31 protein-coding genes and 1 tRNA gene are annotated in these 22,314 nt (G+C 67.1%); 25 read left to right on the forward strand and 7 right to left on the reverse strand.

Annotated features, from left to right (window positions below; translation table 11 throughout):
- Nucleotides 1-17 precede the first annotated feature (17 nt).
- Complete coding sequence (gene crtD, locus ACWJI3_RS10080) at nt 18-1,532, forward strand: C-3',4' desaturase CrtD (protein ID WP_480203620.1); 1,515 nt, start codon at nt 18-20, stop codon at nt 1,530-1,532.
- On the opposite strand, the gene ACWJI3_RS10085 is transcribed toward crtD, so the two are convergent.
- Nucleotides 1,529-2,449, reverse strand: coding sequence for a prephenate/arogenate dehydrogenase (locus ACWJI3_RS10085; RefSeq protein WP_480203621.1), 921 nt, complete (start codon nt 2,447-2,449; stop codon nt 1,529-1,531). The genes crtD and ACWJI3_RS10085 overlap by 4 nt on opposite strands.
- A 42-nt stretch (nt 2,450-2,491) precedes the next feature.
- On the opposite strand from ACWJI3_RS10085, the gene ACWJI3_RS10090 reads away from it, so the two are divergent.
- The 3 genes from ACWJI3_RS10090 (at nt 2,492) to ACWJI3_RS10100 (ending at nt 4,783) form a co-directional block, all read left to right on the forward strand.
- Complete coding sequence (locus ACWJI3_RS10090; RefSeq protein WP_094514214.1) at nt 2,492-3,925, forward strand: helicase; 1,434 nt, start codon at nt 2,492-2,494, stop codon at nt 3,923-3,925.
- Nucleotides 3,926-3,990: 65 nt separating this feature from the next.
- Nucleotides 3,991-4,239, forward strand: coding sequence for a DUF2839 domain-containing protein (locus tag ACWJI3_RS10095; RefSeq protein ID WP_094514216.1), 249 nt, complete (start codon nt 3,991-3,993; stop codon nt 4,237-4,239).
- A gap of 145 nt (nt 4,240-4,384) precedes the next feature.
- On the forward strand, nt 4,385-4,783 hold the full coding sequence (locus tag ACWJI3_RS10100) for a DUF1815 family protein (protein ID WP_094514218.1): 399 nt from the start codon (nt 4,385-4,387) through the stop codon (nt 4,781-4,783).
- 396 nt (nt 4,784-5,179) lie between these two features.
- On the opposite strand, the gene recA is transcribed toward ACWJI3_RS10100, so the two are convergent.
- The 6 genes from recA to ACWJI3_RS10130 form a co-directional block, all read right to left on the reverse strand.
- On the reverse strand, nt 5,180-6,382 hold the full coding sequence (recA, locus tag ACWJI3_RS10105; protein WP_094514224.1) for a recombinase RecA: 1,203 nt from the start codon (nt 6,380-6,382) through the stop codon (nt 5,180-5,182).
- 148 nt (nt 6,383-6,530) lie between these two features.
- Nucleotides 6,531-7,280 (reverse strand): HAD family hydrolase, encoded by a 750-nt coding sequence (locus ACWJI3_RS10110; protein ID WP_480203622.1) that lies wholly within the window; start codon nt 7,278-7,280, stop codon nt 6,531-6,533.
- Between the two features lie 25 nt (nt 7,281-7,305).
- A tRNA-Gln gene (locus ACWJI3_RS10115) sits at nt 7,306-7,377 on the reverse strand.
- A gap of 155 nt (nt 7,378-7,532) precedes the next feature.
- Entirely contained in the window at nt 7,533-9,239 is a 1,707-nt protein-coding gene (locus ACWJI3_RS10120; RefSeq protein ID WP_480203623.1) for an AAA family ATPase, read from the reverse strand.
- 32 nt (nt 9,240-9,271) lie between these two features.
- Entirely contained in the window at nt 9,272-10,408 is a 1,137-nt protein-coding gene (locus ACWJI3_RS10125; RefSeq protein WP_233133107.1) for a Light dependent period protein LdpA domain-containing protein, read from the reverse strand.
- The gene (locus ACWJI3_RS10130) at nt 10,356-10,817 is read right to left on the reverse strand and encodes an NAD(P)H-quinone oxidoreductase subunit N (protein ID WP_094514235.1); all 462 of its coding nucleotides are present in this window, start codon (nt 10,815-10,817) and stop codon (nt 10,356-10,358) included. Before ACWJI3_RS10130 ends, ACWJI3_RS10125 begins: the two co-directional genes overlap by 53 nt.
- A 425-nt stretch (nt 10,818-11,242) precedes the next feature.
- Here ACWJI3_RS10130 and rplC point away from each other — a divergent pair, with 425 nt between their 5' ends.
- From rplC to rpmJ, 21 genes are all read left to right on the forward strand, one after another.
- A complete protein-coding gene (gene rplC, locus ACWJI3_RS10135; protein ID WP_094514239.1) occupies nt 11,243-11,890 on the forward strand; it encodes a 50S ribosomal protein L3 in 648 nt (215 codons plus the stop codon).
- A gap of 11 nt (nt 11,891-11,901) precedes the next feature.
- The gene (gene rplD, locus ACWJI3_RS10140; protein WP_094514242.1) at nt 11,902-12,537 is read left to right on the forward strand and encodes a 50S ribosomal protein L4; all 636 of its coding nucleotides are present in this window, start codon (nt 11,902-11,904) and stop codon (nt 12,535-12,537) included.
- A complete protein-coding gene (locus ACWJI3_RS10145; protein ID WP_094514247.1) occupies nt 12,530-12,832 on the forward strand; it encodes a 50S ribosomal protein L23 in 303 nt (100 codons plus the stop codon). Before rplD ends, ACWJI3_RS10145 begins: the two co-directional genes overlap by 8 nt.
- A 15-nt stretch (nt 12,833-12,847) precedes the next feature.
- The gene (rplB, locus tag ACWJI3_RS10150) at nt 12,848-13,711 is read left to right on the forward strand and encodes a 50S ribosomal protein L2 (RefSeq protein ID WP_094514251.1); all 864 of its coding nucleotides are present in this window, start codon (nt 12,848-12,850) and stop codon (nt 13,709-13,711) included.
- Between the two features lie 35 nt (nt 13,712-13,746).
- Nucleotides 13,747-14,022 (forward strand): 30S ribosomal protein S19, encoded by a 276-nt coding sequence (gene rpsS, locus ACWJI3_RS10155; protein ID WP_006173352.1) that lies wholly within the window; start codon nt 13,747-13,749, stop codon nt 14,020-14,022.
- 13 nt (nt 14,023-14,035) lie between these two features.
- Nucleotides 14,036-14,395, forward strand: a complete 360-nt coding sequence (gene rplV / locus ACWJI3_RS10160) for a 50S ribosomal protein L22 (RefSeq protein ID WP_094514255.1) — start codon at nt 14,036-14,038, stop codon at nt 14,393-14,395.
- A 19-nt stretch (nt 14,396-14,414) separates the two neighbouring features.
- Nucleotides 14,415-15,143: a 30S ribosomal protein S3 gene (gene rpsC / locus ACWJI3_RS10165; protein ID WP_094514258.1), complete on the forward strand. Its 729-nt coding sequence runs from the start codon at nt 14,415-14,417 to the stop codon at nt 15,141-15,143.
- A gap of 16 nt (nt 15,144-15,159) precedes the next feature.
- Complete coding sequence (rplP, locus tag ACWJI3_RS10170) at nt 15,160-15,621, forward strand: 50S ribosomal protein L16 (RefSeq protein WP_094514261.1); 462 nt, start codon at nt 15,160-15,162, stop codon at nt 15,619-15,621.
- A gap of 2 nt (nt 15,622-15,623) precedes the next feature.
- Nucleotides 15,624-15,839, forward strand: coding sequence for a 50S ribosomal protein L29 (gene rpmC / locus ACWJI3_RS10175; protein ID WP_094514264.1), 216 nt, complete (start codon nt 15,624-15,626; stop codon nt 15,837-15,839).
- A gap of 14 nt (nt 15,840-15,853) precedes the next feature.
- Nucleotides 15,854-16,105: a 30S ribosomal protein S17 gene (rpsQ, locus tag ACWJI3_RS10180; RefSeq protein ID WP_094514265.1), complete on the forward strand. Its 252-nt coding sequence runs from the start codon at nt 15,854-15,856 to the stop codon at nt 16,103-16,105.
- Nucleotides 16,106-16,117: 12 nt separating this feature from the next.
- On the forward strand, nt 16,118-16,483 hold the full coding sequence (rplN, locus tag ACWJI3_RS10185; RefSeq protein ID WP_094514267.1) for a 50S ribosomal protein L14: 366 nt from the start codon (nt 16,118-16,120) through the stop codon (nt 16,481-16,483).
- A 1-nt stretch (nt 16,484) separates the two neighbouring features.
- Nucleotides 16,485-16,841 (forward strand): 50S ribosomal protein L24, encoded by a 357-nt coding sequence (gene rplX / locus ACWJI3_RS10190; RefSeq protein ID WP_094514269.1) that lies wholly within the window; start codon nt 16,485-16,487, stop codon nt 16,839-16,841.
- Between the two features lie 116 nt (nt 16,842-16,957).
- The gene (rplE, locus tag ACWJI3_RS10195) at nt 16,958-17,497 is read left to right on the forward strand and encodes a 50S ribosomal protein L5 (protein WP_094514273.1); all 540 of its coding nucleotides are present in this window, start codon (nt 16,958-16,960) and stop codon (nt 17,495-17,497) included.
- Nucleotides 17,498-17,517: 20 nt separating this feature from the next.
- Nucleotides 17,518-17,919: a 30S ribosomal protein S8 gene (rpsH, locus tag ACWJI3_RS10200; protein WP_094514276.1), complete on the forward strand. Its 402-nt coding sequence runs from the start codon at nt 17,518-17,520 to the stop codon at nt 17,917-17,919.
- 15 nt (nt 17,920-17,934) lie between these two features.
- Nucleotides 17,935-18,474: a 50S ribosomal protein L6 gene (rplF, locus tag ACWJI3_RS10205; protein WP_094514279.1), complete on the forward strand. Its 540-nt coding sequence runs from the start codon at nt 17,935-17,937 to the stop codon at nt 18,472-18,474.
- A 32-nt stretch (nt 18,475-18,506) separates the two neighbouring features.
- Nucleotides 18,507-18,872, forward strand: a complete 366-nt coding sequence (rplR, locus tag ACWJI3_RS10210; RefSeq protein WP_094514283.1) for a 50S ribosomal protein L18 — start codon at nt 18,507-18,509, stop codon at nt 18,870-18,872.
- A 13-nt stretch (nt 18,873-18,885) separates the two neighbouring features.
- Complete coding sequence (gene rpsE, locus ACWJI3_RS10215) at nt 18,886-19,530, forward strand: 30S ribosomal protein S5 (protein WP_480203624.1); 645 nt, start codon at nt 18,886-18,888, stop codon at nt 19,528-19,530.
- A 5-nt stretch (nt 19,531-19,535) separates the two neighbouring features.
- Nucleotides 19,536-19,985: a 50S ribosomal protein L15 gene (rplO, locus tag ACWJI3_RS10220; RefSeq protein WP_094514288.1), complete on the forward strand. Its 450-nt coding sequence runs from the start codon at nt 19,536-19,538 to the stop codon at nt 19,983-19,985.
- Between the two features lie 142 nt (nt 19,986-20,127).
- Nucleotides 20,128-21,447, forward strand: a complete 1,320-nt coding sequence (gene secY, locus ACWJI3_RS10225) for a preprotein translocase subunit SecY (RefSeq protein ID WP_094514291.1) — start codon at nt 20,128-20,130, stop codon at nt 21,445-21,447.
- 82 nt (nt 21,448-21,529) lie between these two features.
- A complete protein-coding gene (locus ACWJI3_RS10230) occupies nt 21,530-22,078 on the forward strand; it encodes an adenylate kinase (RefSeq protein WP_094514294.1) in 549 nt (182 codons plus the stop codon).
- A gap of 46 nt (nt 22,079-22,124) precedes the next feature.
- Nucleotides 22,125-22,238: a 50S ribosomal protein L36 gene (rpmJ, locus tag ACWJI3_RS10235; RefSeq protein WP_006173336.1), complete on the forward strand. Its 114-nt coding sequence runs from the start codon at nt 22,125-22,127 to the stop codon at nt 22,236-22,238.
- Nucleotides 22,239-22,314: the final 76 nt, after the last annotated feature.

Here is a 22,314-nt window from a genome sequence, read left to right on the forward strand (position 1 = left end):
GTGGCGGGGCAGCGAAGGTGGGCACGCAAGCCGATGCGGCCAAAGGCCAGTGCGACGTGGCCGTGCTCGGCGCCGGCATCGCCGGCCTCACAGCAGCGGCCCTGCTGGCGCGCCAGGGCCTGGACGTGCAGCTGCTGGAAGCCCATCACCAGAGCGGCGGCTGCGCCGGCACCTTCCGCCGCCGGGGCTATGTGTTCGATGTGGGGGCCACCCAGGTGGCCGGCCTGGAGCCGGGCGGCATTCACGCGCGGATCTTCGAGCAGCTGGGCGTGGAGGCGCCGGCAGCCACCCCTCTGGACCCCGGTTGCGTCGTGGATCTGGCCGATGGCCAGCCGGCGGTGCGGCTCTGGCGTGATCCCGAGCGCTGGCGGCAGGAACGGCAGCGGCATTTCCCGGGCTCGGAGCGCTTCTGGAGCCTGTGCGCAGCCATCCACCAGGCCAACTGGGGCTTCGCTGGACGGGAACCGGTACTGCCCCCCCGCAGCCTCTGGGACCTGGGCCAGCTGCTGGGGGCCCTGCGCCCCGCCAACCTGGCCAGCGGTGTGCTGGTGGGAAGCACGATCGCCGATCTGCTGAGGCTCACGGGCTGCGCCAACGACGCGCGGCTGCGGCGCTTTCTCGATCTGCAGCTGCGTCTCTATTCCCAGGAGCCGGCCCACCGGACTGCCGCGCTCTACGGCGCCAGCGTGCTGGCGATGGCACAGGAGCCTCTGGGCCTGTTCCACCTGGCGCCCTCGATGCAGGCCTTGAGCGAGGCGCTGGAGCTGGGGCTGGCCCGCGCCGGCGGCAGCCTGCGCTTGCGGCACCGGGCGAGCGAGCTGCGGCAGCACGGCGGCGGCTGGAGGGTGCATGGCACAGGGCCAGGCGGGAGCAGCTGGCAGCTGCTCGCCCGTGAACTGGTCTGCAGCCTTCCCCCCCAGTCGTTGCCGGATCTGTTGCCAGGGGATGCCCTGCCGGCCGGTTACGGAGCGCGGCTGCGGCACCTGGAGGATCCCAGCGGTGCGCTGGTGCTGTACGCGGCCGTGGAGCGCAGCGCCCTGCCCGCCGACTGCCCCGCTCATCTGCAGCTCGACTGGGCCGACCCTGGCTCCCTGTTCGTGTCGGTGAGCCGGGAGGGGGATGGCCGGGCGCCGGCGGGGGAGGCCACCGTGATCGCCAGCGTGTTCACTCCGGCCCGGCCCTGGTTCGAGGGCGACGAAGCCGCCTACCACTCCCGCAAACAGACGGCGATGGCGAGCCTCCAGGCAGGGCTGAATCGGTTGCTCGGTCTCACGCCGGCGCACTACCGCCACGCGGAACTGTCCACACCACGCAGCTTCGCCCGCTGGACCGGGCGGCCCTTCGGCTTCGTGGGCGGCCTGGGCCAGCATCCCTCCCGTTTCGGCCCCTTCGGGCTGGCCAGCCGCACACCCCTGCCTGGCTTCTGGCTCTGCGGCGATGCCATCTACCCCGGCGAAGGCACCGCGGGCGTGAGCCTGTCGGCGCAGATGGTGAGCCGGCAACTGCTGGCTCGGCGGGGGATCGCTGCCTAGAGGAACTCCGGCCGCAGGCGCTGGCCGGCCGCCAGTGCCTCGCGCAGATCGGCCCAGCGCTCCTGCTGCAGCAACCCCTCCAACTGATCGAGTGATCGCCGGTAGGAGGCCAGGGCCGCCAGGAGTTGCTCCCGGTTGCAACGGGCCATCAGGGCACCCAGTTCCGGGTTGCCGCCCCCCACACGTGTGGTGTCGGCAAAGCCACTGGAGGCCAGCGCACGCACCAGCGCCCTGGCCTCAGTGTCCACCTGCTCGTAGCCGGCTTGCCCATCGCCAGAGGGCGGCGCCGCCACGGCGCCCCGATCAGCCGCCTGCAGCAGGGCGGCACCCACCAGCACCGGCAGGTGGGAAATCAGCGCCACGGCGCCGTCGTGGGCCTGGGGGTCGCACAGCAGCCATCGGGCCTCCACGGCTTCCGAGAGGGTGCGCACGAGCTCCAGAGCTGCCGGGTCGGTGTCTGGCGTGGGCGTCACCACCCAGGGGCGACCGCGGAACAGGTGGCGCACCCCCGCTTCCACCCCGGCCTCCGCGGTGCCGGCCATCGGGTGACTGGCGACGAAACGAGGCACGATCCCCTGCCAGGTGCGCAGCACGGGTGCCTTGACCGAGCCCACATCGGTGATCACTGCGTCCGGCGGCAGGGCAGCCAGCAAGGTCGGGTCCGGCGCCAGCAACTGATCAAGCGGCAGCGCCAGCACCACGAGCCGGCAGCCCGCCAGCACGGAGGGATCGGTGCTGACCCGGCCAGCCAGTCCGCGCTGGCGAGCCCGCTCCGCCGTGCTCTCCCGCCGTACAAGCCCGCGCACATCCCAGCCGCGGGCATGCAGATCGAGGCCGAGGGAGCCGCCGATCAGGCCCAGCCCCACCAGCCCCACCACTCCGGCCGTGCCGTCGGGGTGCATCGTCTGGGCTGTCATGGCTGCCACGGTCCACTCGGAGCAGCTTCCTACGATTCGCGGATGTTGGAAGCCCGCGCCCACCAGCAGCTCAAGCAACTCCTGCGGCAGGAGGGTGGCGTGGGCTGGCCGCATCACCTCACGCTCAGCCGGGTGGTGGGGCGCAGCCTGCGGCGCGGCGATCACTGCTGCCTGCAGCTTGCGCCTGGCAGCGATCCGGGCTGGCTTGTAGCCCTGCTCGTGCCGATGGCCCTGGCGACGGCTCCGCTGGTGCTGGTGGTGAGCGAGCCGATGCGCCGGCGCTTGCTGCAGGTCGAGCTGCCCCGGCTGAGGGCCGCCGGGCTCACGCTGCCGTGCTGGGAAGGGGAGACACCGCCCCGCGACAGCACCCTCTGGCTGATGAACCATCAGCAGTTGGTGAAGGCCTGGCAGAGCGGCACCCTTGGAGATCGCCACCTGGTGATTCCCGAGGAGGAGATCCTCGAAGCACGGCTGCGCACGGCGCTGGATCAGCAGCTCGCTCCTCAGCATTGGGACCAGATCCGCCTCAGCCTGCCGGCGGCGGACGCGAGCCTGCTGGAGCTGCACCAGCGACTCGGCCGCCGGATCCTCAGCCACCCGGGCACCCCCTCGGCCCAGGTGCCCCTGCCGCCCGAAGACGAAGCGCCCCTGCGGCAGTTGCTGTCGCTGCTGGGGCCGCTGCCGCGTCCATGGCCCGAGTGGATGGCGGCCAGCGGCCCGGGCTGGACGAGCTGGGCCACCGTGGACCGCCAGCTGCTGCAGTGGGACCTCCACCGGGTGCCGCTCGAACCGCTGGAGGTGATGCAGGGACTGCTGGATGGCCGGGCCCTGGTGCTGGTGGGCCAGCGCGGAGCGCCTGTGCAGCTGGCGGGGTTCACCCCCCAGGTGCGGGTGGATCTGGCCGATCCGCTCCTTTCCGACCCGTTGCCGCTCTACGCGCCCCTGCGCCAGCCCCTGCCCAACAGCCCCCAGTACGGCGAGCATCTGCTCGATCACTGCCGCCGTCTGGTGCTGGGCCAGGCTGGTCTGACGATCGTGCTCGTCGATGAGGCTGGCCTGCGCCTGCCGCTGGCGGCGGCGCTGGCGGCCGAGTTCGGCACGCGGGTGTGCCATCAGGACACAGCCCCGGAGAGCAATGGTGTGATCTGCTGCGGCTGGAGCTGGTGGCTGGAGCATCAGGAGCGATTGCCGGTGCCCTGCCAGGTGGTGGTCGGTCCACTGCCGATCGCCAGCCTGGAAGACCCGCTCACCGCCGCCCGGGTGATGCGGCTGCGCCAGCAGGGACGCGACTGGTTCCGCGAACTGCTGCTGCCCGAAGCGCTTGATCGACTGCAGCGCGGCCTGGCCAGCCTCAGGCGCGGAGGGGCGGGGCGACTGGCTGTGCTGGATGGCCGGGTCCGCAGCCGCAGCTGGGGGCGGCAGGTGTTGCGCGCCCTGGAACCCTGGGTGGCCCTGAATCGCCTGCTCCCGGGCTGAGCCGCCAGCTGCAGATACGCCCGGTGGCCACCTCTACGCTGCACCGCAGTGGGAGCAGAACGGTCATGGGTGAAGCAAGGCGGAGGGCGCAACAGGGTCTGCCACCACGCCAGAAGGCCAAGCCATCCGCAGCCAAGGACGCCTCACCACGCCTGGTGGAATGGTTTCCGCTCACGCGCGACCAGGCCGATCGCTTCGTGAAGCTCACCACCCGCGGCGCCTGGGTCGGCATTGGCTCACTGGTCCTCTTCTGGGTGGTCGTGCGCTTCATCGGCCCGGCCGCCGGCTGGTGGCAACTTTCCGACACCCCCTGAGACATCGCCCTGACATCCACCCCCTGGCCGCCGCAGGCGCTCCTGCTGAGCGCCACAGACGTCACCGCCTGCTGACGCGCCACTATGAACGGTCGCAACAATCGGAAGAAAACCTTATGATCAGGCGGACCAACGGTTCCGCGTGATGTTTACCCGTCTGGCTGAGCAATACCGCTCGCTGGCTCAGGATCTCGTCATGAGCCTTCAGGCTCTTGCCAGCAGCCTGCAGCGCAAAGGGCTGGTGGCCACCTGCTACGTCTGCGGAGACGGCCAGGAGCGGCAAGGCGCTTCCTTCGTCGCAGACCTGGGGGATACCCACACCATCCGCTTTCTGGTGTCTGACTGCGGCATCAGCTGGGTGGAATCGCGCAATGGTCACGAGCTGGTACGGCTGGACGGGGCCGATGCGATCCAGGAACTGCAACGGGTGACCGCCTTCCTGCAACAGGTTCCCGCCGACGGCAACGCCATAAAGACTGCGGACCAACGACAGGCTGTGCTGATCAGCGCAACGTCCCAACCCCTCGAGGAATTGGTGGGGTGACCAGCTCGGCTGAGCGGATGAGCCGCTGGCGTTCTGGGGACAGTCGACCCACGGGTGTACGCCTCTGCTCAACTTCTGAGCTGCAGAGCTGCTCGTGTACTGACCGAAAGGCTGGTTCTTCGGAAGGCTGAATTGAGCCCAGGCGAGGCCCAGGACGCCTCAGCACTGGACCGGTGAGCTGGACAGCTGACTGGGAATCGGAGGGAGCGTTCCAGCTGCGGCCAGCTTTCAGGCCGATGGCTGGCCGCAGCTGGCTCTCGTTGCCGTCGAGACTTCACCTGGATTTCCGCACCACGCTGGGGCGATCCGGGCTCTCTGTCGATGCCCGAATCACCCTTTCAATCCCCCGCCCCGCTGATACGGCTGGAATGGTGGGGCTGGGCCTGCGGCCTGCCCTCAGCGCGCAGCCAGACCAGCCACCTCCACGGCGTCATCCGCGTCGGAGCCGTCGTCGGCCTCAGCCTCAGCCGCAGCCAGCTTTGCCGCCGCCGCCGCCAGGGGCTTGACGGAATTGGCCGTCACATCGGCGCCTTCGGTGAGCTTGCGGCGCACGATCGCTTCGATCGCCTCCTTCTGGGTGGGGTTCTGCTCCAACCAGGTGATGGTGTTGTCGCGCCCCTGGCCGATGTTGTCGCCCTCGTAGCTGTACCAGGCACCCTTGCGGACCACCACGGCCGTTTCCTCGGCCAGATCCAGCAGACAGCCCAGGGTGCTGATGCCGCGGCCAAAGAGAATGTCGAACTCAGCGATGCGGAAGGGGGGCGCCACTTTGTTCTTCGCCACCTTCACCTTGGCCCGGATGCCGTACTCCTCGGTGCCACGCTTGAGGGTCTGAATGCGGCGGATGTCGAGGCGAACCGAGGCATAGAACTTGAGCGCGTTGCCTCCCGTGGTGGTTTCCGGGTTGCCGTAGGTCACCCCGATCTTTTGCCGCAACTGGTTCAGGAAAATCACCGTGCAGCCGGATTTGCCGATGTTGCCGGTGATCTTGCGCATGGCCTGACTCATCAGACGGGCCTGACTGCCCACCGCCAGGTCGCCCATCTCCCCTTCGATCTCCGCCCGTGGGGTGAGCGCCGCCACCGAGTCGACCACAACGATGTCGACGGCCGCAGAACGCACCAGCTGATCCACGATCTCGAGCGCCATTTCGCCGGTGTCCGGCTGGGAGACCAGCAGGTTCTCCACATCGACCCCGAGGGCCGCCGCATAGACCGGATCCAGGGCATGCTCGGCGTCGACGAAGGCCGCCACGCCACCACGGCGCTGGGCTTCGGCGATCGCATGCAGCGTGAGCGTGGTTTTCCCCGAACTCTCGGGGCCGTAGATCTCCACCACCCGGCCCTTGGGATAGCCGCCACCGAGGGCAAGATCAAGAGTGAGCGCGCCGGTGGAAACGGTTTCGACCCGCATGCGGGAAGCATCCCCGAGGCGCATGATCGAACCCTTGCCGAAGTTGCGCTCGATCTGACCGAGTACGAGGTCAAGGGCCTTGTCGCGGGCGGCGGCGGCGGAACCGAGGGCGGCGGCCGACGATCCGGCGGCGGCGGAGCGGGGATGAGCGGCCCTGAGGTCGGTGCTCTTGGGGTCGGCAGGCATGGTCAACGGTGGGTGAGAGAACAGGCCGCTGATCGAGACGTCCGAAGCGGGACATCCTGCGGCCTCAAAGGCACAGGTGCCACCGAATCGGGTGGACGTATCAGGCCGGCGCGCCGGACAGGAATTAGTACAGGCGTACGCTAGCGGATCAGGGCCAGGTCGCCAAGGGGGCCGCGAACCGCTCCGGGCGGAGCAGGGCGATGCCCGGCGGCAGGCCGGTCAGATCAGCCGCGCGCAAGTACCCCCACGACACCAGAAAGCAGCGCACGGAGGTCAATCCCGGCGTGGCCCGCACCTGCTCCAGGGTGGGGCGCCTGTCTTCGATGAACCAGATCGGCCTGTTCAGCGACCGCAACTGGAGCAGAACCTCCGGCTTCGGCCCCTGCTCATGACCGAACAGCTGCCAGGGCTCAAGGCCCTCGGCAGAGAGCAGCTCAGCGGCGAAGGCCGCCCCCTTGGTGGTCAGCACCGCCCAATCGGCCGCCTCGCCGCTCAGGGCCCGCAGCCGCTCCGGCACGCCGGGGTAGGGGCGGTGCAGTGCAAGCCAGGCGCTGCGGTCGGTGGCGATGGCCTCGCGGCGCACGAGCTCCAGCACCTCCTGCAGCTGGGAGGGATGCCACTCCCAGCGCTCCAGAGCACGGTCCAGAGCACCGCCGTAGTCAGCCAGGGTGTCGCTGAGCCGATGGTCGTCGCGGCCCAGCTCAGCGGCCAGCAGCACCATCTCCCAGCCCTTGTGGATCAGAGGCCGCAGCTGGGCAAAGCCGGGCGGCGCCGACACGGGCAGCTGAAGGTCGGGGCGCAGCCGCAGAGCAGCCCGGCGGGCGCTCCACCAGTACTCGGCCATGCCGTCGACCAGCACCCCGTCAAAATCGAACACCAGCAGGGGGCTGGAGGACACAGGGGAGCTCAAAGGAGTGTCAGAACTGGGCCGCTAGGATTCGAACCTAGGAATGGCGGGACCAAAACCCGCTGCCTTACCACTTGGCGACGGCCCAACGCGCAGTTGTGGGGTGGTCCGGGGAAGAGGGCCCGCAGGCCGCCAACGCAGTGGAACACCCGACGCCCGGGATCCAGATAGTTACCCACAGCGAGCCGTCCTTCGTCAATCTCTCGCTGTGCCGACAGGGATCACGGCAGCTGATGGCAGCGCTCAGCGCGGGAACACACGCAACCGCAGCTCCCCGCCGCTGCCGAACTCGGCACAGCGCAATCCATAGCGGCGCACCTGCTCCGCCTGAATCTGGCGGACGCGGGCGCTGCGGGGCAGCAACTCCACCGGGCAGCCGCGGGGCACCACCACCTGTTCCACAGCCAGACGGCATTCCTCCATGGCGCCGTAGGCGTCGTCCGGCAGTACCTGCAGCGGCGCCACCCCATCCGGCTGGCGCCGCCGCAGCAGCCGCTCGAGACCTCGCTGGATCTGATGCAGGCTGTCGGACTTGATCACCAGGATCGGCACACCGTGGAGCTGGGCCTGCCGCCGCACCTCCGGGTCCTGGCCCAGCTGGTTGCGCACGGTGAGCACCGCATCCGCCTGCTCCAGATCAACAACCTGCTCAACGGCATAGCGGCGGCTGCGCACCGCCTGATCCAGCAGCGCAGCGCTGATGCCGCAGCTGAACAGGCGCAGGGTCGTCGCTGCCGGCTCCACCGCTGGGCGCCGGTGCGGTGCGGGCATGGATAAGTCGGGCAGCGGCACCGGCGCCAGGGGCGGGGCCGGATCCGGCCGCCGTAGCTCGCGGCGTGGCGCTGATGGCTCCGCGCGCGTCAAGCGGGGTGGGGCCGGAGGAGTGGCCGCGTCTTCGAGCCGCACGCGGCCGGAAGCATCGCATTCGCGCACCTGGGGGCGGGCAGGCTGCCCCCGAAGCTGGAAATCCACCGTGCGGGCCACGTCACGGTGCACCAGCCAGCGGCTGCGGCTGTGCATCTCCACCGCCAGCGGGAAGGTGGGGTCGGCGCAGCGCTCCAGCACGGTCTTCTGGGAGCCGCGCCGCCGCGCTTCCTCATCACCGAGCGTGACCGACTGAATGCCGCCGATCAGGTCGCAGAGGGTGGGGTTCTTGATCAGGTTGGCCAACTCATTGCCGTGGGCCGTGGCCACCAGCTGCACCCCCCGTTCGGCGATCGTGCGGGCCGCCTGAGCCTCCAGCAACGTGCCGATCTCATCGATCACGATGACTTCCGGCATGTGGTTCTCCACCGCCTCGATCATCACCTGATGCTGCAGCTCGGGGCGCGCCACCTGCATGCGGCGGGCCCGGCCGATAGCGGGGTGGGGAATGTCACCGTCGCCGGCGATCTCGTTGCTCGTGTCGATCACCACCACGCGGCGTTCCAGGTCGTCCGCCAGCACACGGGCAATCTCCCGCAGGGCCGTGGTCTTGCCGACACCGGGACGCCCCATCAGCAGCAGCGACTGACCGGAATCCAGCAGATCCCGCACCATCGCCACCGTGCCGTACACAGCGCGGCCCACCCGGCAGGTGAGACCCACCACATCGCCGGTGCGGTTGCGGATGGCGCTGATGCGGTGCAGGGTGCGCTCGATGCCCGCCCGGTTGTCGCCGCCGAAATGGCCGAGCCGTTCCACCACGGCCGCCAGGTCCGAGCGGTCGATCGGCTGATCGGTGAGGGCAATGGCGCGCCCGGGGTAGCGGGCCTCAGGACAACGACCAAGATCCAGCACCACCTCGAGCAGCTGGTCGCGGCTCTCCGCGGCGGCGAAGGCCTCGCGCACCCGCTCCGGCAGCACCGCCAGCAGCGCTTCGAGATCGTCGGTCACCCGTTGCGGCGAAAGGGCGACCTCAGGGGCGCCGGCGTGAGCCAGGGCGAGGGGGGCAGCGTCGGGAGCTTGCATGACCCATCACTCCAGGACTGCCGTTCTAGCCATCAGGAAGCCAGCCACGGGCCGACCAGCGCCCGGGCCCTTGCAAGCGCCTCGGTCCAGAGGTCCGCATCGTCGAGCAGCCGTGTGCCCCGCCGCTCGGCCTCCACCAGCAGCGGCTGCAGCTGACGGCGCGCCATCCCGCCGAAGGCCACACCGGCGCTGAGGCGCCGCGCCTCCGCCGCCGAGCCCGCCAGACGACGCAGCAGCTCCAGGGTGTGGCCGTTGGTGCCACCCGCCAGTTGCAGGGGCCCCGGTGGTGCCCAGGGCCGCAGCGCCGCCAGCAGCCGCACCGCGGCATGGGCCGTGCCGTCCCCCACATCGCCGCTCATCGGCCGGCCATCGAGCTGCCAGAGGGGCCGCAACCCCGCCGCTCTAAGGCGCGCGAACCGCTGCCAGAGCTCCGCCGCCAGACCCTCCACCCCTGGACGTTCCATGCCTGCAGATTCCGCACCTGAACCGTCCACGCCGTCAGCCACCGCCTGCCTGCGGCCGTTGGAGGGCGCTTCCCAGCCGCAACTCACCGACAGGCGCTGCAGGGGCAGTCGCGCAGCCACCACCTGGTCGAGACGCTGAGCGAAAGCGGCGCCTCGGCCCGGCTGGGTGTGAATCTCCACCGCATCCGGCCGCAGCGCTTCCAGCAGAGGGGTCACAGCCTCCGCCGGCAGCGCATGCTCCCTGGCCGCGATCAGGCCGAGGGGGCAGGCCGGCAGGCAGCGGCCGCAGCCGTAGCAGCGCTCGTCGATCACACCGCCGCTCTCGCCGATGGCCAGGGCCGGGCACACCCGCGCGCAGGGTCGGGGGCAGGACGGCGGACAACGCTCCGGATCGAAGTGGGCCTTGCGGAAATGGGGGTCGGCGCCATCGCTGAGGCTCAGCATCAGCCAGGGGGGACAGCCGCCAGCGGAGCGCTCCAGACCCCAGGCGATGCCGCGCCGCGCTGCCACCACCACAGCGGGATCGGCAGCCACATCGATCGCCTGAACACCCGCCAGGGTGTAGATGCCGCAGAGATCGACGATCGCAGCCAGATCCTGGTTGCTGGCGCCGCAGATCAACTTGACCCAGCGGCCGGAGCGCAGCGCCTGCTCAGGCGGCAACGCACTGATCGAGCGGATGCCAGCGCAGCGACCTCGAGCCACCCATTTCCGCCACGATGCGCAGGCGCGGCTCCCTCTGGGTGAGCCCGCACAGGGCCGAGAGCTCTGCGGCGGAGAGCACCTGGGCTTCCAGCAGCCAGAGCAGGATCGGTTTGGTGCCTTCCAGCAGGGGGCCGAGCTGGGGCATCACCTGTTGGACGTCACCGACGGCAGCGGCATTGCCAACGCTGTGGTGGCCAAGGTGCGGCGGACGGATGCCATGCGACTGGAGCAGGAACACTTCGGGATCACCGAGGCCGCGGGCTGAAGTCATTTGTGCGCGGTAGCCGGCGGCGCGCAGACGCCGCATCAGCCGTGTCTCCGCACCACCTTCCAGGGGGGCATAGAGGGCCAGGGCACCAGCCTTCTCCAGATCCTCCCGAAAGCGACGGCCGGTAAGAAGGAGCGGCATGGAGGGCAATGCCAGGAACGGCGGCAGTCTGGCAGGACGCTTTCAGGAATAGGGGGTCGGACCATGCGGTACTGTGGATTCTTGTGCATGTGTTCTGTGCCCGTCCGCTAGCCGGGCCTCCGGAACCTTGCGCGGGTCCACCGCTGTCGGTGGATCCTCCCGGCCAGTTCGGCAACGAGCAGCTCTGCTGCCTCACCGCCGACGGGAAACTCGCCGTCCTCCGGCTACGGCCCGACGGAAAAGTCTCAGCCTGCTGTTTCGCCCACCGCTAGCCCCCGGCCCTGCCTGCCCGTCAGGCCATGGCCGGATGCTCCGTTTCCACGGGATCCAGTCAAGCGGATCCAGCGCGTTCATCGATTCAGCCTCCAGGCGGCCCGTCATCTCCGGATGGTCTCGGCCGTGGTCCTGCTGGCGTTCTTCCCCCAATGTCCATCGGCATCCTCGGCAAGAAATTGGGCATGTCCCAGTTCTTCGCCCCCGACGGCAAGTCCATCCCGGTCACCGTGATCGAGGCGGGCCCCTGCCGCATCACCCAACTCAAAACCCCTGCCACCGACGGCTACACCGCCGCTCAGATCGGCTTTGGCGACATTCGCGAGAAGCTCGTCAACCGCCCGGCTGCGGGTCACCTGGCCAAATCCGGCAGTGAGCCCCTGCGGCACCTCACCGAATACCGGCTCGATTCTGTCGAAGGCCTCGAACTCGGTGGCACGATCACGGTCGAAGGCTTCGAGCCCGGCCAGAAAGTCGATGTCAGCGGTGACACGATCGGCCGCGGTTTCAGTGGTTACCAGAAGCGCCACGGCTTCAGCCGCGGTCCGATGACGCACGGTTCCAAGAACCACCGCGAACCCGGATCCACCGGCGCCGGCACCACCCCCGGTCGGGTCTACCCCGGCAAACGGATGGCAGGCCGCTACGGCGGCAAGCAGATCACCACCAAGGGTCTCGTCATTCTCAAGGTGGATGTCGAGCGCAACCTGCTGGTGGTGAAGGGTTCGGTGCCCGGCAAGCCCGGCGCCCTGCTCAACATCCGACCCGCTCGGCGGGTCGGTGACAAGGTCGCGAACTGAGGATGTCAGCCATGGTCAACTGTGTCGTTCGTGATTGGCAGGGCAAGGAAGCCGGCAAGGCCAGCCTTGATCTGAGGGTCGCCAAGGAAGCCTCGGCCGGCGGCCTGCTGCAGCGCGCGGTCGTGCGCCAGCTCGCCCACGCCCGCCAGGGCACGGCCAGCAGCCTCACCCGCGCCGAAGTGCGTGGTGGCGGCCGCAAGCCCTACAAACAGAAAGGAACGGGTCGTGCGCGCCAGGGCTCGATCCGCACCCCGCTCCGCCCCGGTGGCGGCGTGGTGTTCGGGCCCAAGCCCCGCACCTACAGCCTGGCGATGAACCGCAAGGAACGTCGCCTGGCACTGCGCACCGCCCTGATCAGCCGGGCCGCCGACATGGTGGTGGTGCAAGGCTTCGGCGCGGCGCTGGAGCAGCCGAAAACCCGCGAAATCGTCGCTGCTCTGCAGCGCTGGGACATCCCCGCCGGCGCCAAGGTGCTGCTGGTGCTGGATGCCCCCACCGATGTGGTCCGCCTGTCGGTCCGCAACCTCGAAAACGTGAAACTGATCGCCGCCGATCAGCTGAATGTCTTCGACTTGCTCAACGCCAGGAAGCTGGTGCTCAGCGAGGAAGCTCTCGCCAAGATCCAGGAGGTCTACGGAGATGACTGAACGTTTCGCCAACCGGCTGGCGGATGTGATCCGGCGCCCGCTGATCACCGAGAAAGCCACCCGCGCGCTCGAACTCAACCAGTACACCTTTGAGGTGGACCCCAGGGCTGCCAAGCCCGACATCAAGGCCGCCGTCGAGCACCTCTTCGATGTGCGCGTCATCGGCGTGAGCACCATGAATCCCCCTCGCCGTGCCCGGCGGGTCGGACGCTTCGCCGGCAAGCGCGCCCAGGTGAAAAAGGCGGTGGTGCGGCTCGCCGCAGGCAATGCCATCCAGCTGTTCCCCGAGGCCTGAGGGTTCTGAATCGTTATGGCAATCCGCAACTACCGTCCCTACACCCCCGGCACCCGCACCCGGGTCGCCAGCGACTTCAGCGAAGTCACTGAGCGCAAGCCCGAACGCAGCCTGGTGGTGGCCAAGCACCGCCGCAAAGGCCGCAACAACCGGGGCGTGATCACCTGCCGCCACCGTGGCGGTGGCCACAAGCGCCTCTATCGCCTGGTGGATTTCCGCCGCGACAAGCACGGCGTGGAGGCCCGCGTGGCCGCCATCCACTACGACCCGCACCGCAACGCGCGTCTGGCTCTGCTCTTCTACACCGATGGTGAGAAGCGCTACATCCTTGCCCCTGCAGGCATTGAAGTCGGTCAAACGGTGGTGTCCGGCCCCGGATCCCCGATTGAAACCGGCAATGCCCTGCCGCTCTCCTCAATTCCTCTGGGCTCCGCTGTCCACAACGTCGAGCTTTATGCCGGACGTGGTGGCCAGATGGTGCGCACCGCCGGCGCCAGCGCCCAGGTGATGGCCAAGGAAGGTGATTACGTCGCCCTCAAGCTGCCGTCCACCGAGGTTCGTCTCGTGCGCCGGGAGTGTTACGCCACCCTCGGTGAAGTGGGCAACGCTGAAGTTCGCAACACGAGCCTCGGCAAAGCCGGTCGCAAGCGCTGGCTGGGGCGTCGCCCCGAAGTGCGCGGCAGTGTGATGAACCCCTGCGACCACCCCCACGGTGGTGGTGAGGGCCGCGCACCGATCGGCCGCTCCGGCCCGGTCACCCCCTGGGGCAAACCGGCCCTGGGCCTCAAAACCCGGAAGCGGAACAAACCCAGCAATCGGTTTGTCCTGCGGAAACGTCGCCGCACCTCCAAACGGAGCCGTGGCGGACGGGATTCCTGATGGTCAACACTGTTTTGCTGTCTGCTTAAACCGCCATGGGACGTTCACTCAAAAAAGGACCATTCGTCGCCGACCACCTGCTGCGCAAGGTCGAAGCGCAGAACAGCGCTGGCGACAAAACCGTGATCAAAACCTGGTCGCGGGCTTCCACCATCCTGCCGATGATGATCGGCCACACGATTGCCGTTCACAACGGCAAGAGCCACGTGCCGGTGTATGTCACCGAGCAGATGGTGGGCCACAAGCTGGGGGAATTCGCCCCCACCCGCACCTTCCGGGGTCACATCAAAGACAAAAAAGGTGCCCGTTAAGGAGCGACACACCATGGCCAACCCTTCCCCCAGCTCAGAAGCCCGCGCCCACGGCCGCTACATCCGCGGATCCGTTTCCAAGGTGCGCCGGGTGCTCGACCAGATCCGCGGCCGCTCCTATCGCGAGGCGCTGATCCTGCTCGAGTTCATGCCTTACCGCTCCACCGGACCGATCACCAAGGTGCTCCGTTCGGCGGTCGCCAATGCGGAACACAACCTTGGTCTTGATCCCGCTTCCCTGGTGATCAGCACCGCGATCGCCGACATGGGTCCTTCCCTGAAGCGATTCCGTCCCCGCGCCCAGGGGCGGGCTTACGCGATCAAGAAACAAACCTGCCACATCAGCATTGCTGTGGCGTCCACTTCCGCCTGACCCCCGAGGACACCGCCCGATGGGACACAAGATCCATCCAACCGGATTGCGCCTGGGGATCACCCAGGACCACCGCTCCCGCTGGTATGCCCCCAGCAAGACCTATCCGATTCTTCTCCAGGAAGACGATCGGATTCGTCGCTTCATCCACAAGAAATACGCCAGCGCCGGCATCTCCGACGTGCTGATCGCCCGCAAGGCCGATCAACTCGAAGTGGAGCTCAAAACGGCACGCCCCGGCGTGCTGGTCGGCCGCCAGGGCAGCGGCATCGAAGAGCTTCGTGCCGGCATCCAGACCACGCTCGGCGACCGCCAGCGCCAGGTGCGCATCAATGTCGTTGAGGTGGAGCGGGTCGACGCTGACGCCTACCTGCTGGCCGAATACATCGCTCAGCAACTGGAAAAGCGGGTCGCCTTCCGCCGCGTCATGCGGATGACGGTGCAGCGCGCCCAGCGGGCCGGTGTGCTCGGGCTGAAAATCCAGGTGAGCGGTCGTCTCAACGGCGCCGAAATCGCCCGGACGGAATGGACCCGCGAAGGTCGCGTGCCCCTGCACACGCTGCGCGCCGACATCGATTACGCCACCAAGGTGGCCACCACCACCTACGGGGTGCTGGGCATCAAGGTCTGGGTGTTCAAAGGAGAGGTGCTTCCTGGGCAGAAGGAGCAACTGCCCGCTGGTGGAGCACCCAGGCGCCGGAGCAGCCGGCGGCCCCAACAGTTCGAAGACCGCTCGAACGAGGAGTGATCAGGAGGCCTGAACCATGCTGAGTCCCAAACGCGTCAAATTCCGCAAACAACAGCGAGGTCGCATGCGCGGCGTCGCCACCCGGGGCAACACGATTGCCTTCGGTGAGTTTGCCCTCCAGGCCCAGGAATGTGGCTGGATCACTTCTCGCCAGATCGAAGCCAGTCGTCGGGCGATGACCCGCTATGTCAAGCGGGGAGGAAAGATCTGGATCCGGATCTTCCCCGACAAGCCGGTCACCATGCGCCCCGCCGAAACCCGTATGGGTTCCGGTAAAGGCAACCCTGAATTCTGGGTGGCGGTGATCAAGCCCGGCCGGATTCTCTTTGAGATGGGCGGGCCTGAAATCACCCCGGCCATCGCCAAGGAGGCCATGCGCCTGGCGCAGTACAAGCTGCCGGTCAAGACGAAGTTCCTCGCCTTGGCCGACCAGGAGCCGGAAGCTTCCCCCGAACCCTCTCTCGCCCTGGAGTCCTGAACATGGCACGTCCTGCCATCGCCGAGGTGCGAACCCTCACCGATGCCGAATTGGTCGAACAGATCGGCGGTTGCCGCCGTGAACTGTTCAACCTTCGCTTCCAGCGGGCCACCCGCCGGCTGGAGCAACCGCACCTGTTCAAGCAGAGCCGCACCAAGCTGGCTCAGCTGTTGACGGTGCAGCAGGAGCGGCAACGCTCCGCTCCCTCCGCCTCCTGATCCCCCACCACCCCATGGCACTCAAGGAAAGGGTCGGCACCGTCGTCAGCGACAAGATGGAAAAAACGGTGGTGGTCGCGGTGGAGAACCGCTTCCCCCATCCCATCTATCAAAAGACTGTCAGCCGCACCACCCGCTACAAGGCCCACGACGAAGACAACCGTTGTCGGGTCGGTGATCGCGTCCGCATCACCGAAACCCGTCCCCTCAGCCGCACCAAGCGCTGGGCGGTGGCGGAAGTTCTCACCCCATCCGGCGCGAGCTGAGGAGGTCACACCATGATTCAGCAGGAAACCTTCCTCAATGTCGCTGACAACAGCGGCGCCAAGCGCATCCAGTGCATCCGTGTGCTGGGCACCAACCGCCGGTATGCCCACGTCGGCGATGTGATCGTCGCTGCCGTCAAAGACGCCATGCCCAACATGGGGGTGAAGAAGTCGGACGTCGTCAAGGCTGTGGTGGTGCGCACCCGCGCCACGCTGCGCCGCGACACGGGCAACTCGATCCGCTTCGACGACAACGCCGCCGTGATCCTCGGCAACGACAACAACCCGAAGGGCACGCGTGTGTTCGGTCCGGTCGCCCGTGAACTGCGCGAGCGCAACTTCACCAAGATCGTGTCACTCGCCCCGGAGGTGATCTGAAATGGCCGCCGCAACACCCCAGCCACGGCCCGCCAAGCGGGTCAAGATGCGCATCCGCAAAGGTGACACCGTCAAGGTGATCGCTGGCAAGGACAAGGGAAAAACCGGTGAAGTCCTGCGCACCCTTCCTTATGAGAACCGCGTGGTGGTGCAGGGGATCAACCTGCGCACCCGTCACGTGAAGCCCACCCAGGAAGGCGAAACCGGCCGGATCGTCACGGAAGAAGCCTCTGTGCATGCTTCGAATGTGATGGTGTTCTCCACCAGCCAGAACGTTCCCAGCCGTGTCGCCATTGCCATCCAGGCCGACGGCACCAAGAAGCGCCGCCTCACCAAGACCGGCGAACTGCTCGATTGAGCACATCCTCGATTCGGTGGCCTCGGCCATGGAGTCACCTCCCCCGCCCGTCCCTGCACTCCCCGTTCCTGTCCGCCTTCTGACAACGCCCAGAAGCGAATTTCCCCCACCCCGCCATGTCACTCAAACAGCGCTACCGGGAGACGATCCAGCCCAAGCTGCTGAAGGATCTCAGCCTCTCCAACATTCATGAGGTTCCCAAGGTGATGAAAGTCACCGTGAACCGAGGTCTCGGCGAGGCCGCCCAGAACGCCAAGGCCCTTGAGGCTTCGATCGCTGAACTGGCCACGATCACCGGTCAGAAGGTGGTGGTGACCCGTGCCAAGAAGGCCATCGCCAGCTTCAAGATCCGCCAGGGCATGCCGATCGGCGTCGCCGTGACCCTTCGTGGTGACCGGATGTATGCCTTCCTTGAGCGCCTGATCCATCTGGCCTTGCCCCGCATCCGCGATTTCCGCGGTGTGAGCCCCAAGAGTTTCGATGGACGGGGGAATTACACCCTTGGAGTCCGGGAACAGATCATCTTTCCGGAAATCTCCTACGACAAGATCGATGCCATCCGGGGCATGGACATCACCATCGTGACCAGTGCCCGTAACGACGAAGAGGGCCGGGCCCTCCTCCGCGAGATGGGAATGCCGTTCCGCAGCAACTGAGCCCTCTTCGGACCCCCAACATGGCCAACCACGACCCGATTTCAGACATGCTCACCCGCATTCGTAATGCGAGTGAGAAAAAGCATCAGACCACCAAGGTGCCTGCTTCCCGCCTGTCGCACAGCATCGCCAAAGTGCTGCAGCAGGAAGGGTTCATTGCCCAGATCAGCGAAGAAGGTGAAGGGGTGCAAAGGCATCTCGTTCTTGAGCTGAAATACAGCGGCAAGCATCGTCAGCCCACGATCCGCTCCGTCAAGCGCGTCAGCAAGCCGGGTCTGCGGATCTACAAGAACACACGTCAACTCCCCAAGGTGCTGGGTGGTCTCGGCGTCGCGATCATTTCCACCTCCAAGGGTGTGATGAGCGACCGTGACGCCCGTAAGCAGGGTGTCGGCGGTGAAGTCCTCTGCTACATCTACTGAAAAGGGAGTTGATTCATGTCACGTATTGGTAAAGCACCGATCCCGATCCCCGACAAGGTGACCGTGAGCCTCAACGGCCTCTCGGTCCATGTCAAGGGGCCCAAAGGCGAACTGAACCGCACCCTCCCTGAAGGTGTCCAGATTCGCCAGGAAGACAACACGCTCGTTGTTGCCCCTTCCACAGCCACCCGCCGCTCGCGGGAGCGCCACGGACTCTGCCGTACGCTGGTGGCCAACATGGTCGAAGGGGTGAGCAAAGGCTTCACCCGCAAGCTCGAAATCGTGGGCGTGGGCTACCGGGCCCAGGTTCAGGGTACGAAGCTCGTGGTGAGCGCCGGCTACAGCCACCCGGTCGAAGTGGTGCCCCCCGAAGGCATCGTCTTCACCGTGGAGGGCAACACCCAGGTGCTGGTCTCCGGTTTCGACAAGGAACTGGTCGGCAACGAAGCGGCCAAGGTCCGCGCCATTCGTCCTCCTGAGCCCTACAAGGGCAAGGGCATCAAGTACGAGGGCGAGCGCATTCTGCGCAAGGCCGGCAAAACCGGTAAGAAATGAGGCCTGCCTGAGCGTCCCACCCCTCCACTCCCATGTCCACCGTTTCCCGCAAAGCCCAGACCCAGAAGCGTCACCGCCGTCTGCGTCGCCATCTCACCGGATCCGCCGCCCGTCCGCGGCTGGCTGTGTTCCGCTCCAACAATCACATCTACGCCCAGGTCATCGACGACGACGCACAGAGCACGCTCTGTGCCGCTTCGACGCTCGACAAAGATCTGCGCACCAGCCTGACCGCCAGCTCCACCTGCGATGCCTCCGTGGCCGTGGGTCAACTGGTGGCCCAACGTGCCCTCGCCAAAGGCATTCAACAGGTGGTGTTCGATCGTGGCGGCAACCTCTATCACGGCCGTGTCAAGGCCCTTGCCGACGCTGCCCGTGAAGCGGGCCTTCAGTTCTGAACCGGATCCAACCATGACCGAAATCAACGAAACGATCCAGTCCAGCGACGTGCCAGCGGCGGCTGAAGGCCAGCCCGAACAGCGGCGCGGTGGCGGTGGCGGCAAAGGCGGCGATCGTCGCGGCGGCAGCGGCGGTGGTCGCCGTGGTGAAGGGCGGCGCGGCGGTCAGGAGCGCGACTCCGAATGGCAGGAGCGTGTGGTCCAGATCCGCCGGGTCTCCAAAACCGTCAAAGGCGGTAAGAAGATGAGCTTCCGCGCCATCATCGTGGTCGGCAACGAACGCGGTCAGGTGGGTGTGGGCGTCGGTAAGGCCGGCGATGTCATCGGTGCCGTCCGCAAGGGCGTGGCCGACGGCAAGAAGCACCTCGTCAAGGTTCCGCTCACCCGCACCAGCTCGATTCCCACCGAGAGCCGTGGGTTCGATGGCGCTGCCAGCGTGCTCATGCGCCCGGCCGCCCCGGGCACCGGCGTGATCGCAGGCGGCTCCATCCGCACCGTGCTTGAGCTCGCGGGCATCAAGAACGTGCTGGCGAAGCGCCTGGGCAGCAAGACGCCCCTCAACAATGCCCGCGCCGCCATCGAGGCGCTGCAGGCGCTCCGCACCCACAAGGAAACCGCCAAGGAACGGGGCATCTCCCTCGAGCAGATTTACTCCTGAGCCCCATGACCCACACTCTCCAGTCCCTCAAGCCCCAGGCCGGTGCCCGGCGCCGTAAGCTCCGCAAAGGCCGCGGCATCGCCGCCGGTCAGGGTGCCAGCTGCGGCTTCGGCATGCGCGGACAGAAGTCCCGCTCCGGCAGCCCCACCCGCCCCGGCTTTGAAGGCGGCCAGATGCCGCTCTACCGGCGGGTCCCCAAGCTCAAGCACTTCCCACTGGTGAACCCCAAGTCGTTCACCGTGCTGAACGTGGCCAAGCTGTCGGGCCTCAAGGCCGGCAGCACCGTCAACCTGGATGTGCTGGTGAAAGAAGGGCTGGTCACCAGCCCCAAGCACCCTCTGAAGATCCTCGGCGACGGCGATCTCAGTGTGAAACTGACCGTTCAGGCTGCTGCTTTCACTGCGTCTGCCCGTGAAAAGATCGAAGCCGCTGGTGGCACCTGCGAGCTCACCTGACCCCATCTCCACACCCCGCCAGCCATGCTGGTGGGGTTTCCTGGCCTCAGAGCCGTCTGCCACCGTCCTGCGGAACGGCAGGCGGCTTTCGTGTCACTCCGCAGCGTCTCCTTTCTGCCTCCCCACCGCCTGAGAACACACCATGCTCCTTAGCCGGGGGCGCAATCCCAGCGCCGGCGAAATCCTCACCCAGCTGATCCAGTCCAAGGGTCTCCGTGACCGGGTGCTCACCACGCTTGGCTTGCTGCTGTTGGTGCGCCTGGGGATTTACATCCCCGTTCCCGGCATCGACCGGGTGGCCTTCCAGCAGTTCATCCAGCAAGGCGGCCAGCTGATCGGCTTCCTCGACATCTTCACGGGTGGGGGCATCTCCACCCTTGGTGTGTTCGCGCTTGGCATCCTGCCGTTCATCAACGCCTCGATCATTCTTCAGCTCCTCACGGCGGCGGTGCCCCAGCTGGAGGACCTCCAGAAGAACGAAGGGGAAGCCGGCCGGCGCAAGATCGCTCAGATCACACGCTATGTGGCACTGGGTTGGGGGATCCTGCAGAGCACGGTCTTCGCCCTGATCCTGCGGCAATACGCCATCCCGGGAGTGTCCGCTCCTGTCTTCGTCATCCAGACCTCCCTCGCACTTGTGGCGGGATCGATGGTGGTGATGTGGATCAGCGAAGTGATCACCGAGCGGGGGATCGGCCAGGGAGCGTCGCTGGTGATCTTTGTGAACATTGTGGCCACGCTGCCGCGTGCCCTTGGCTCCACCGTGGAGCTGGCCCAGAGCGGCGACCGGGCCACCGTGGGCGGAATCGTGGTGCTGGTGCTGATTTTCCTGGTCACGATCGTTGGCATCATTTTCGTGCAGGAAGGCAGTCGTCGCATCCCGATCGTGAGCGCCAAGCGCCAGGTCGGGCAAAACACCCCCCTTTCCGCGCGTCAGAGCTACCTGCCCTTGAAGCTCAATGCCGGTGGGGTGATGCCGATCATCTTTGCGTCAGCCGTGGTGTTCCTGCCCCTCACCATCGCCAACCTCACCCGCGCCCCCTGGCTGATCCAGCTGGCCGGCTACCTCAGCCCCAACAGCAGCACGCCATGGCTTTATGCCCTGCTGTTCTTCGCGTTGATCATCGGCTTTTCGCTGTTCTACGCCACCCTCACGATCAATCCGGTCGACATCGCCACCAACCTCAAGCGCAGCGGTGTAGCCGTTCCGGGTGTGCGTCCCGGCTCTGCCACTGCCATTTATCTCAGTGGCGTGCAGAACCGGCTCACCATCCTCGGGGGTCTCTTTCTCGGTGCGGTGGCAATCATTCCCTCGGCTGTGGAGGGCGCCACGCAGGTGCGCACCTTCCAGGGTCTGGGGGCCACCTCCCTGCTGATCCTGGTGGGCGTTGCGATCGACACCGCCAAGCAGGTCCAGACCTACGTGATCTCGCAGCGCTACGAGGGGATGGTGCGCCAGTGACGCGTCCCACCCCTTCCAGGGCTCCCCAGGTCATCGCCACTCCCCCGCCCCTTCTCTGGTTTCCGCTCATCCGCCCCCTTCCATGAAGCAGCGCATTCTTTTTCTCGGCCCCCCAGGAGCCGGCAAGGGCACCCAGGCCGAGCGTCTCGCGGCCAGCCACAACCTCCTGCACCTCTCCACCGGCGAGTTGTTGCGCGCCGAAGTGGCTGCGGGCAGTGCGCTCGGCCAGGAAGCGGAGGCCGTGATGGCCCGTGGCGAACTGGTCAGCGACACCTTGGTGCTGGCGATCGTTCGTGCCCGTCTGACCTGCTGCAACGGCGGCTGGCTGCTCGATGGTTTCCCACGCAACCTGGCCCAGGCCGAAGCCCTCCAGCAACTGCTGGAGGAGATCGGCCAACCGATCGAATTGGTGGTGCTCCTGGCCCTCGATGACGAAACCCTCGTGGAGCGCCTGCTGGCACGCGGCCGCGCCGACGACAATGAAGCTGTGATCCGCAACCGTCTTGTCGTCTACAGCGATCAGACGGAGCCTTTGATCGCGTACTACCGCGCCAAGGGGCTGCTCAGTTCCGTCGAGGCCAGTGGCACGGTCGAGGCGATTGCCGAGCGAATCTCCGCTGTTGTGGGTTGAGCGCTGTGGTACGTTGTCTGTTTGGAAATTTGGAGCACCGCTGCTCATGAAGGTGCGTGCCTCGGTCAAGAAAATGTGTGACAAGTGCCGGGTGATCCGCCGCCATGGCCGGGTCATGGTGATCTGCACCAACCCCAAACACAAACAGCGCCAGGGCTGACCTGCGCTGTTCCCGCCTCATTCATCTGCGCCCTCTTGGGCGCACCACCCAGCCCACCGTGGCTGGGCTCCCCTCT

The sequence above is a fragment of the Marcopretia estuarina LEGE 06307 genome (genome assembly GCF_056633115.1).

Coding starts and splice junctions, on each gene's coding strand:
- ACWJI3_RS10085 (WP_480203621.1), bottom strand. CDS start 2,449: ATGACAGCCCAGACGATGCACCCCGACGGCACGGCCGGAGTGGTGGGG.
- ACWJI3_RS10090 (WP_094514214.1), top strand. CDS start 2,492: ATGTTGGAAGCCCGCGCCCACCAGCAGCTCAAGCAACTCCTGCGGCAG.
- ACWJI3_RS10095 (WP_094514216.1), top strand. CDS start 3,991: ATGGGTGAAGCAAGGCGGAGGGCGCAACAGGGTCTGCCACCACGCCAG.
- ACWJI3_RS10100 (WP_094514218.1), top strand. CDS start 4,385: ATGTTTACCCGTCTGGCTGAGCAATACCGCTCGCTGGCTCAGGATCTC.
- recA (WP_094514224.1), bottom strand. CDS start 6,382: ATGCCTGCCGACCCCAAGAGCACCGACCTCAGGGCCGCTCATCCCCGC.
- ACWJI3_RS10120 (WP_480203623.1), bottom strand. CDS start 9,239: ATGCAAGCTCCCGACGCTGCCCCCCTCGCCCTGGCTCACGCCGGCGCC.
- ACWJI3_RS10130 (WP_094514235.1), bottom strand. CDS start 10,817: ATGCCGCTCCTTCTTACCGGCCGTCGCTTTCGGGAGGATCTGGAGAAG.
- rplC (WP_094514239.1), top strand. CDS start 11,243: ATGTCCATCGGCATCCTCGGCAAGAAATTGGGCATGTCCCAGTTCTTC.
- rplD (WP_094514242.1), top strand. CDS start 11,902: ATGGTCAACTGTGTCGTTCGTGATTGGCAGGGCAAGGAAGCCGGCAAG.
- ACWJI3_RS10145 (WP_094514247.1), top strand. CDS start 12,530: ATGACTGAACGTTTCGCCAACCGGCTGGCGGATGTGATCCGGCGCCCG.
- rplB (WP_094514251.1), top strand. CDS start 12,848: ATGGCAATCCGCAACTACCGTCCCTACACCCCCGGCACCCGCACCCGG.
- rpsS (WP_006173352.1), top strand. CDS start 13,747: ATGGGACGTTCACTCAAAAAAGGACCATTCGTCGCCGACCACCTGCTG.
- rplV (WP_094514255.1), top strand. CDS start 14,036: ATGGCCAACCCTTCCCCCAGCTCAGAAGCCCGCGCCCACGGCCGCTAC.
- rpsC (WP_094514258.1), top strand. CDS start 14,415: ATGGGACACAAGATCCATCCAACCGGATTGCGCCTGGGGATCACCCAG.
- rplP (WP_094514261.1), top strand. CDS start 15,160: ATGCTGAGTCCCAAACGCGTCAAATTCCGCAAACAACAGCGAGGTCGC.
- rpmC (WP_094514264.1), top strand. CDS start 15,624: ATGGCACGTCCTGCCATCGCCGAGGTGCGAACCCTCACCGATGCCGAA.
- rpsQ (WP_094514265.1), top strand. CDS start 15,854: ATGGCACTCAAGGAAAGGGTCGGCACCGTCGTCAGCGACAAGATGGAA.
- rplN (WP_094514267.1), top strand. CDS start 16,118: ATGATTCAGCAGGAAACCTTCCTCAATGTCGCTGACAACAGCGGCGCC.
- rplX (WP_094514269.1), top strand. CDS start 16,485: ATGGCCGCCGCAACACCCCAGCCACGGCCCGCCAAGCGGGTCAAGATG.
- rplE (WP_094514273.1), top strand. CDS start 16,958: ATGTCACTCAAACAGCGCTACCGGGAGACGATCCAGCCCAAGCTGCTG.
- rpsH (WP_094514276.1), top strand. CDS start 17,518: ATGGCCAACCACGACCCGATTTCAGACATGCTCACCCGCATTCGTAAT.
- rplF (WP_094514279.1), top strand. CDS start 17,935: ATGTCACGTATTGGTAAAGCACCGATCCCGATCCCCGACAAGGTGACC.
- rplR (WP_094514283.1), top strand. CDS start 18,507: ATGTCCACCGTTTCCCGCAAAGCCCAGACCCAGAAGCGTCACCGCCGT.
- rpsE (WP_480203624.1), top strand. CDS start 18,886: ATGACCGAAATCAACGAAACGATCCAGTCCAGCGACGTGCCAGCGGCG.
- rplO (WP_094514288.1), top strand. CDS start 19,536: ATGACCCACACTCTCCAGTCCCTCAAGCCCCAGGCCGGTGCCCGGCGC.
- secY (WP_094514291.1), top strand. CDS start 20,128: ATGCTCCTTAGCCGGGGGCGCAATCCCAGCGCCGGCGAAATCCTCACC.
- ACWJI3_RS10230 (WP_094514294.1), top strand. CDS start 21,530: ATGAAGCAGCGCATTCTTTTTCTCGGCCCCCCAGGAGCCGGCAAGGGC.
- rpmJ (WP_006173336.1), top strand. CDS start 22,125: ATGAAGGTGCGTGCCTCGGTCAAGAAAATGTGTGACAAGTGCCGGGTG.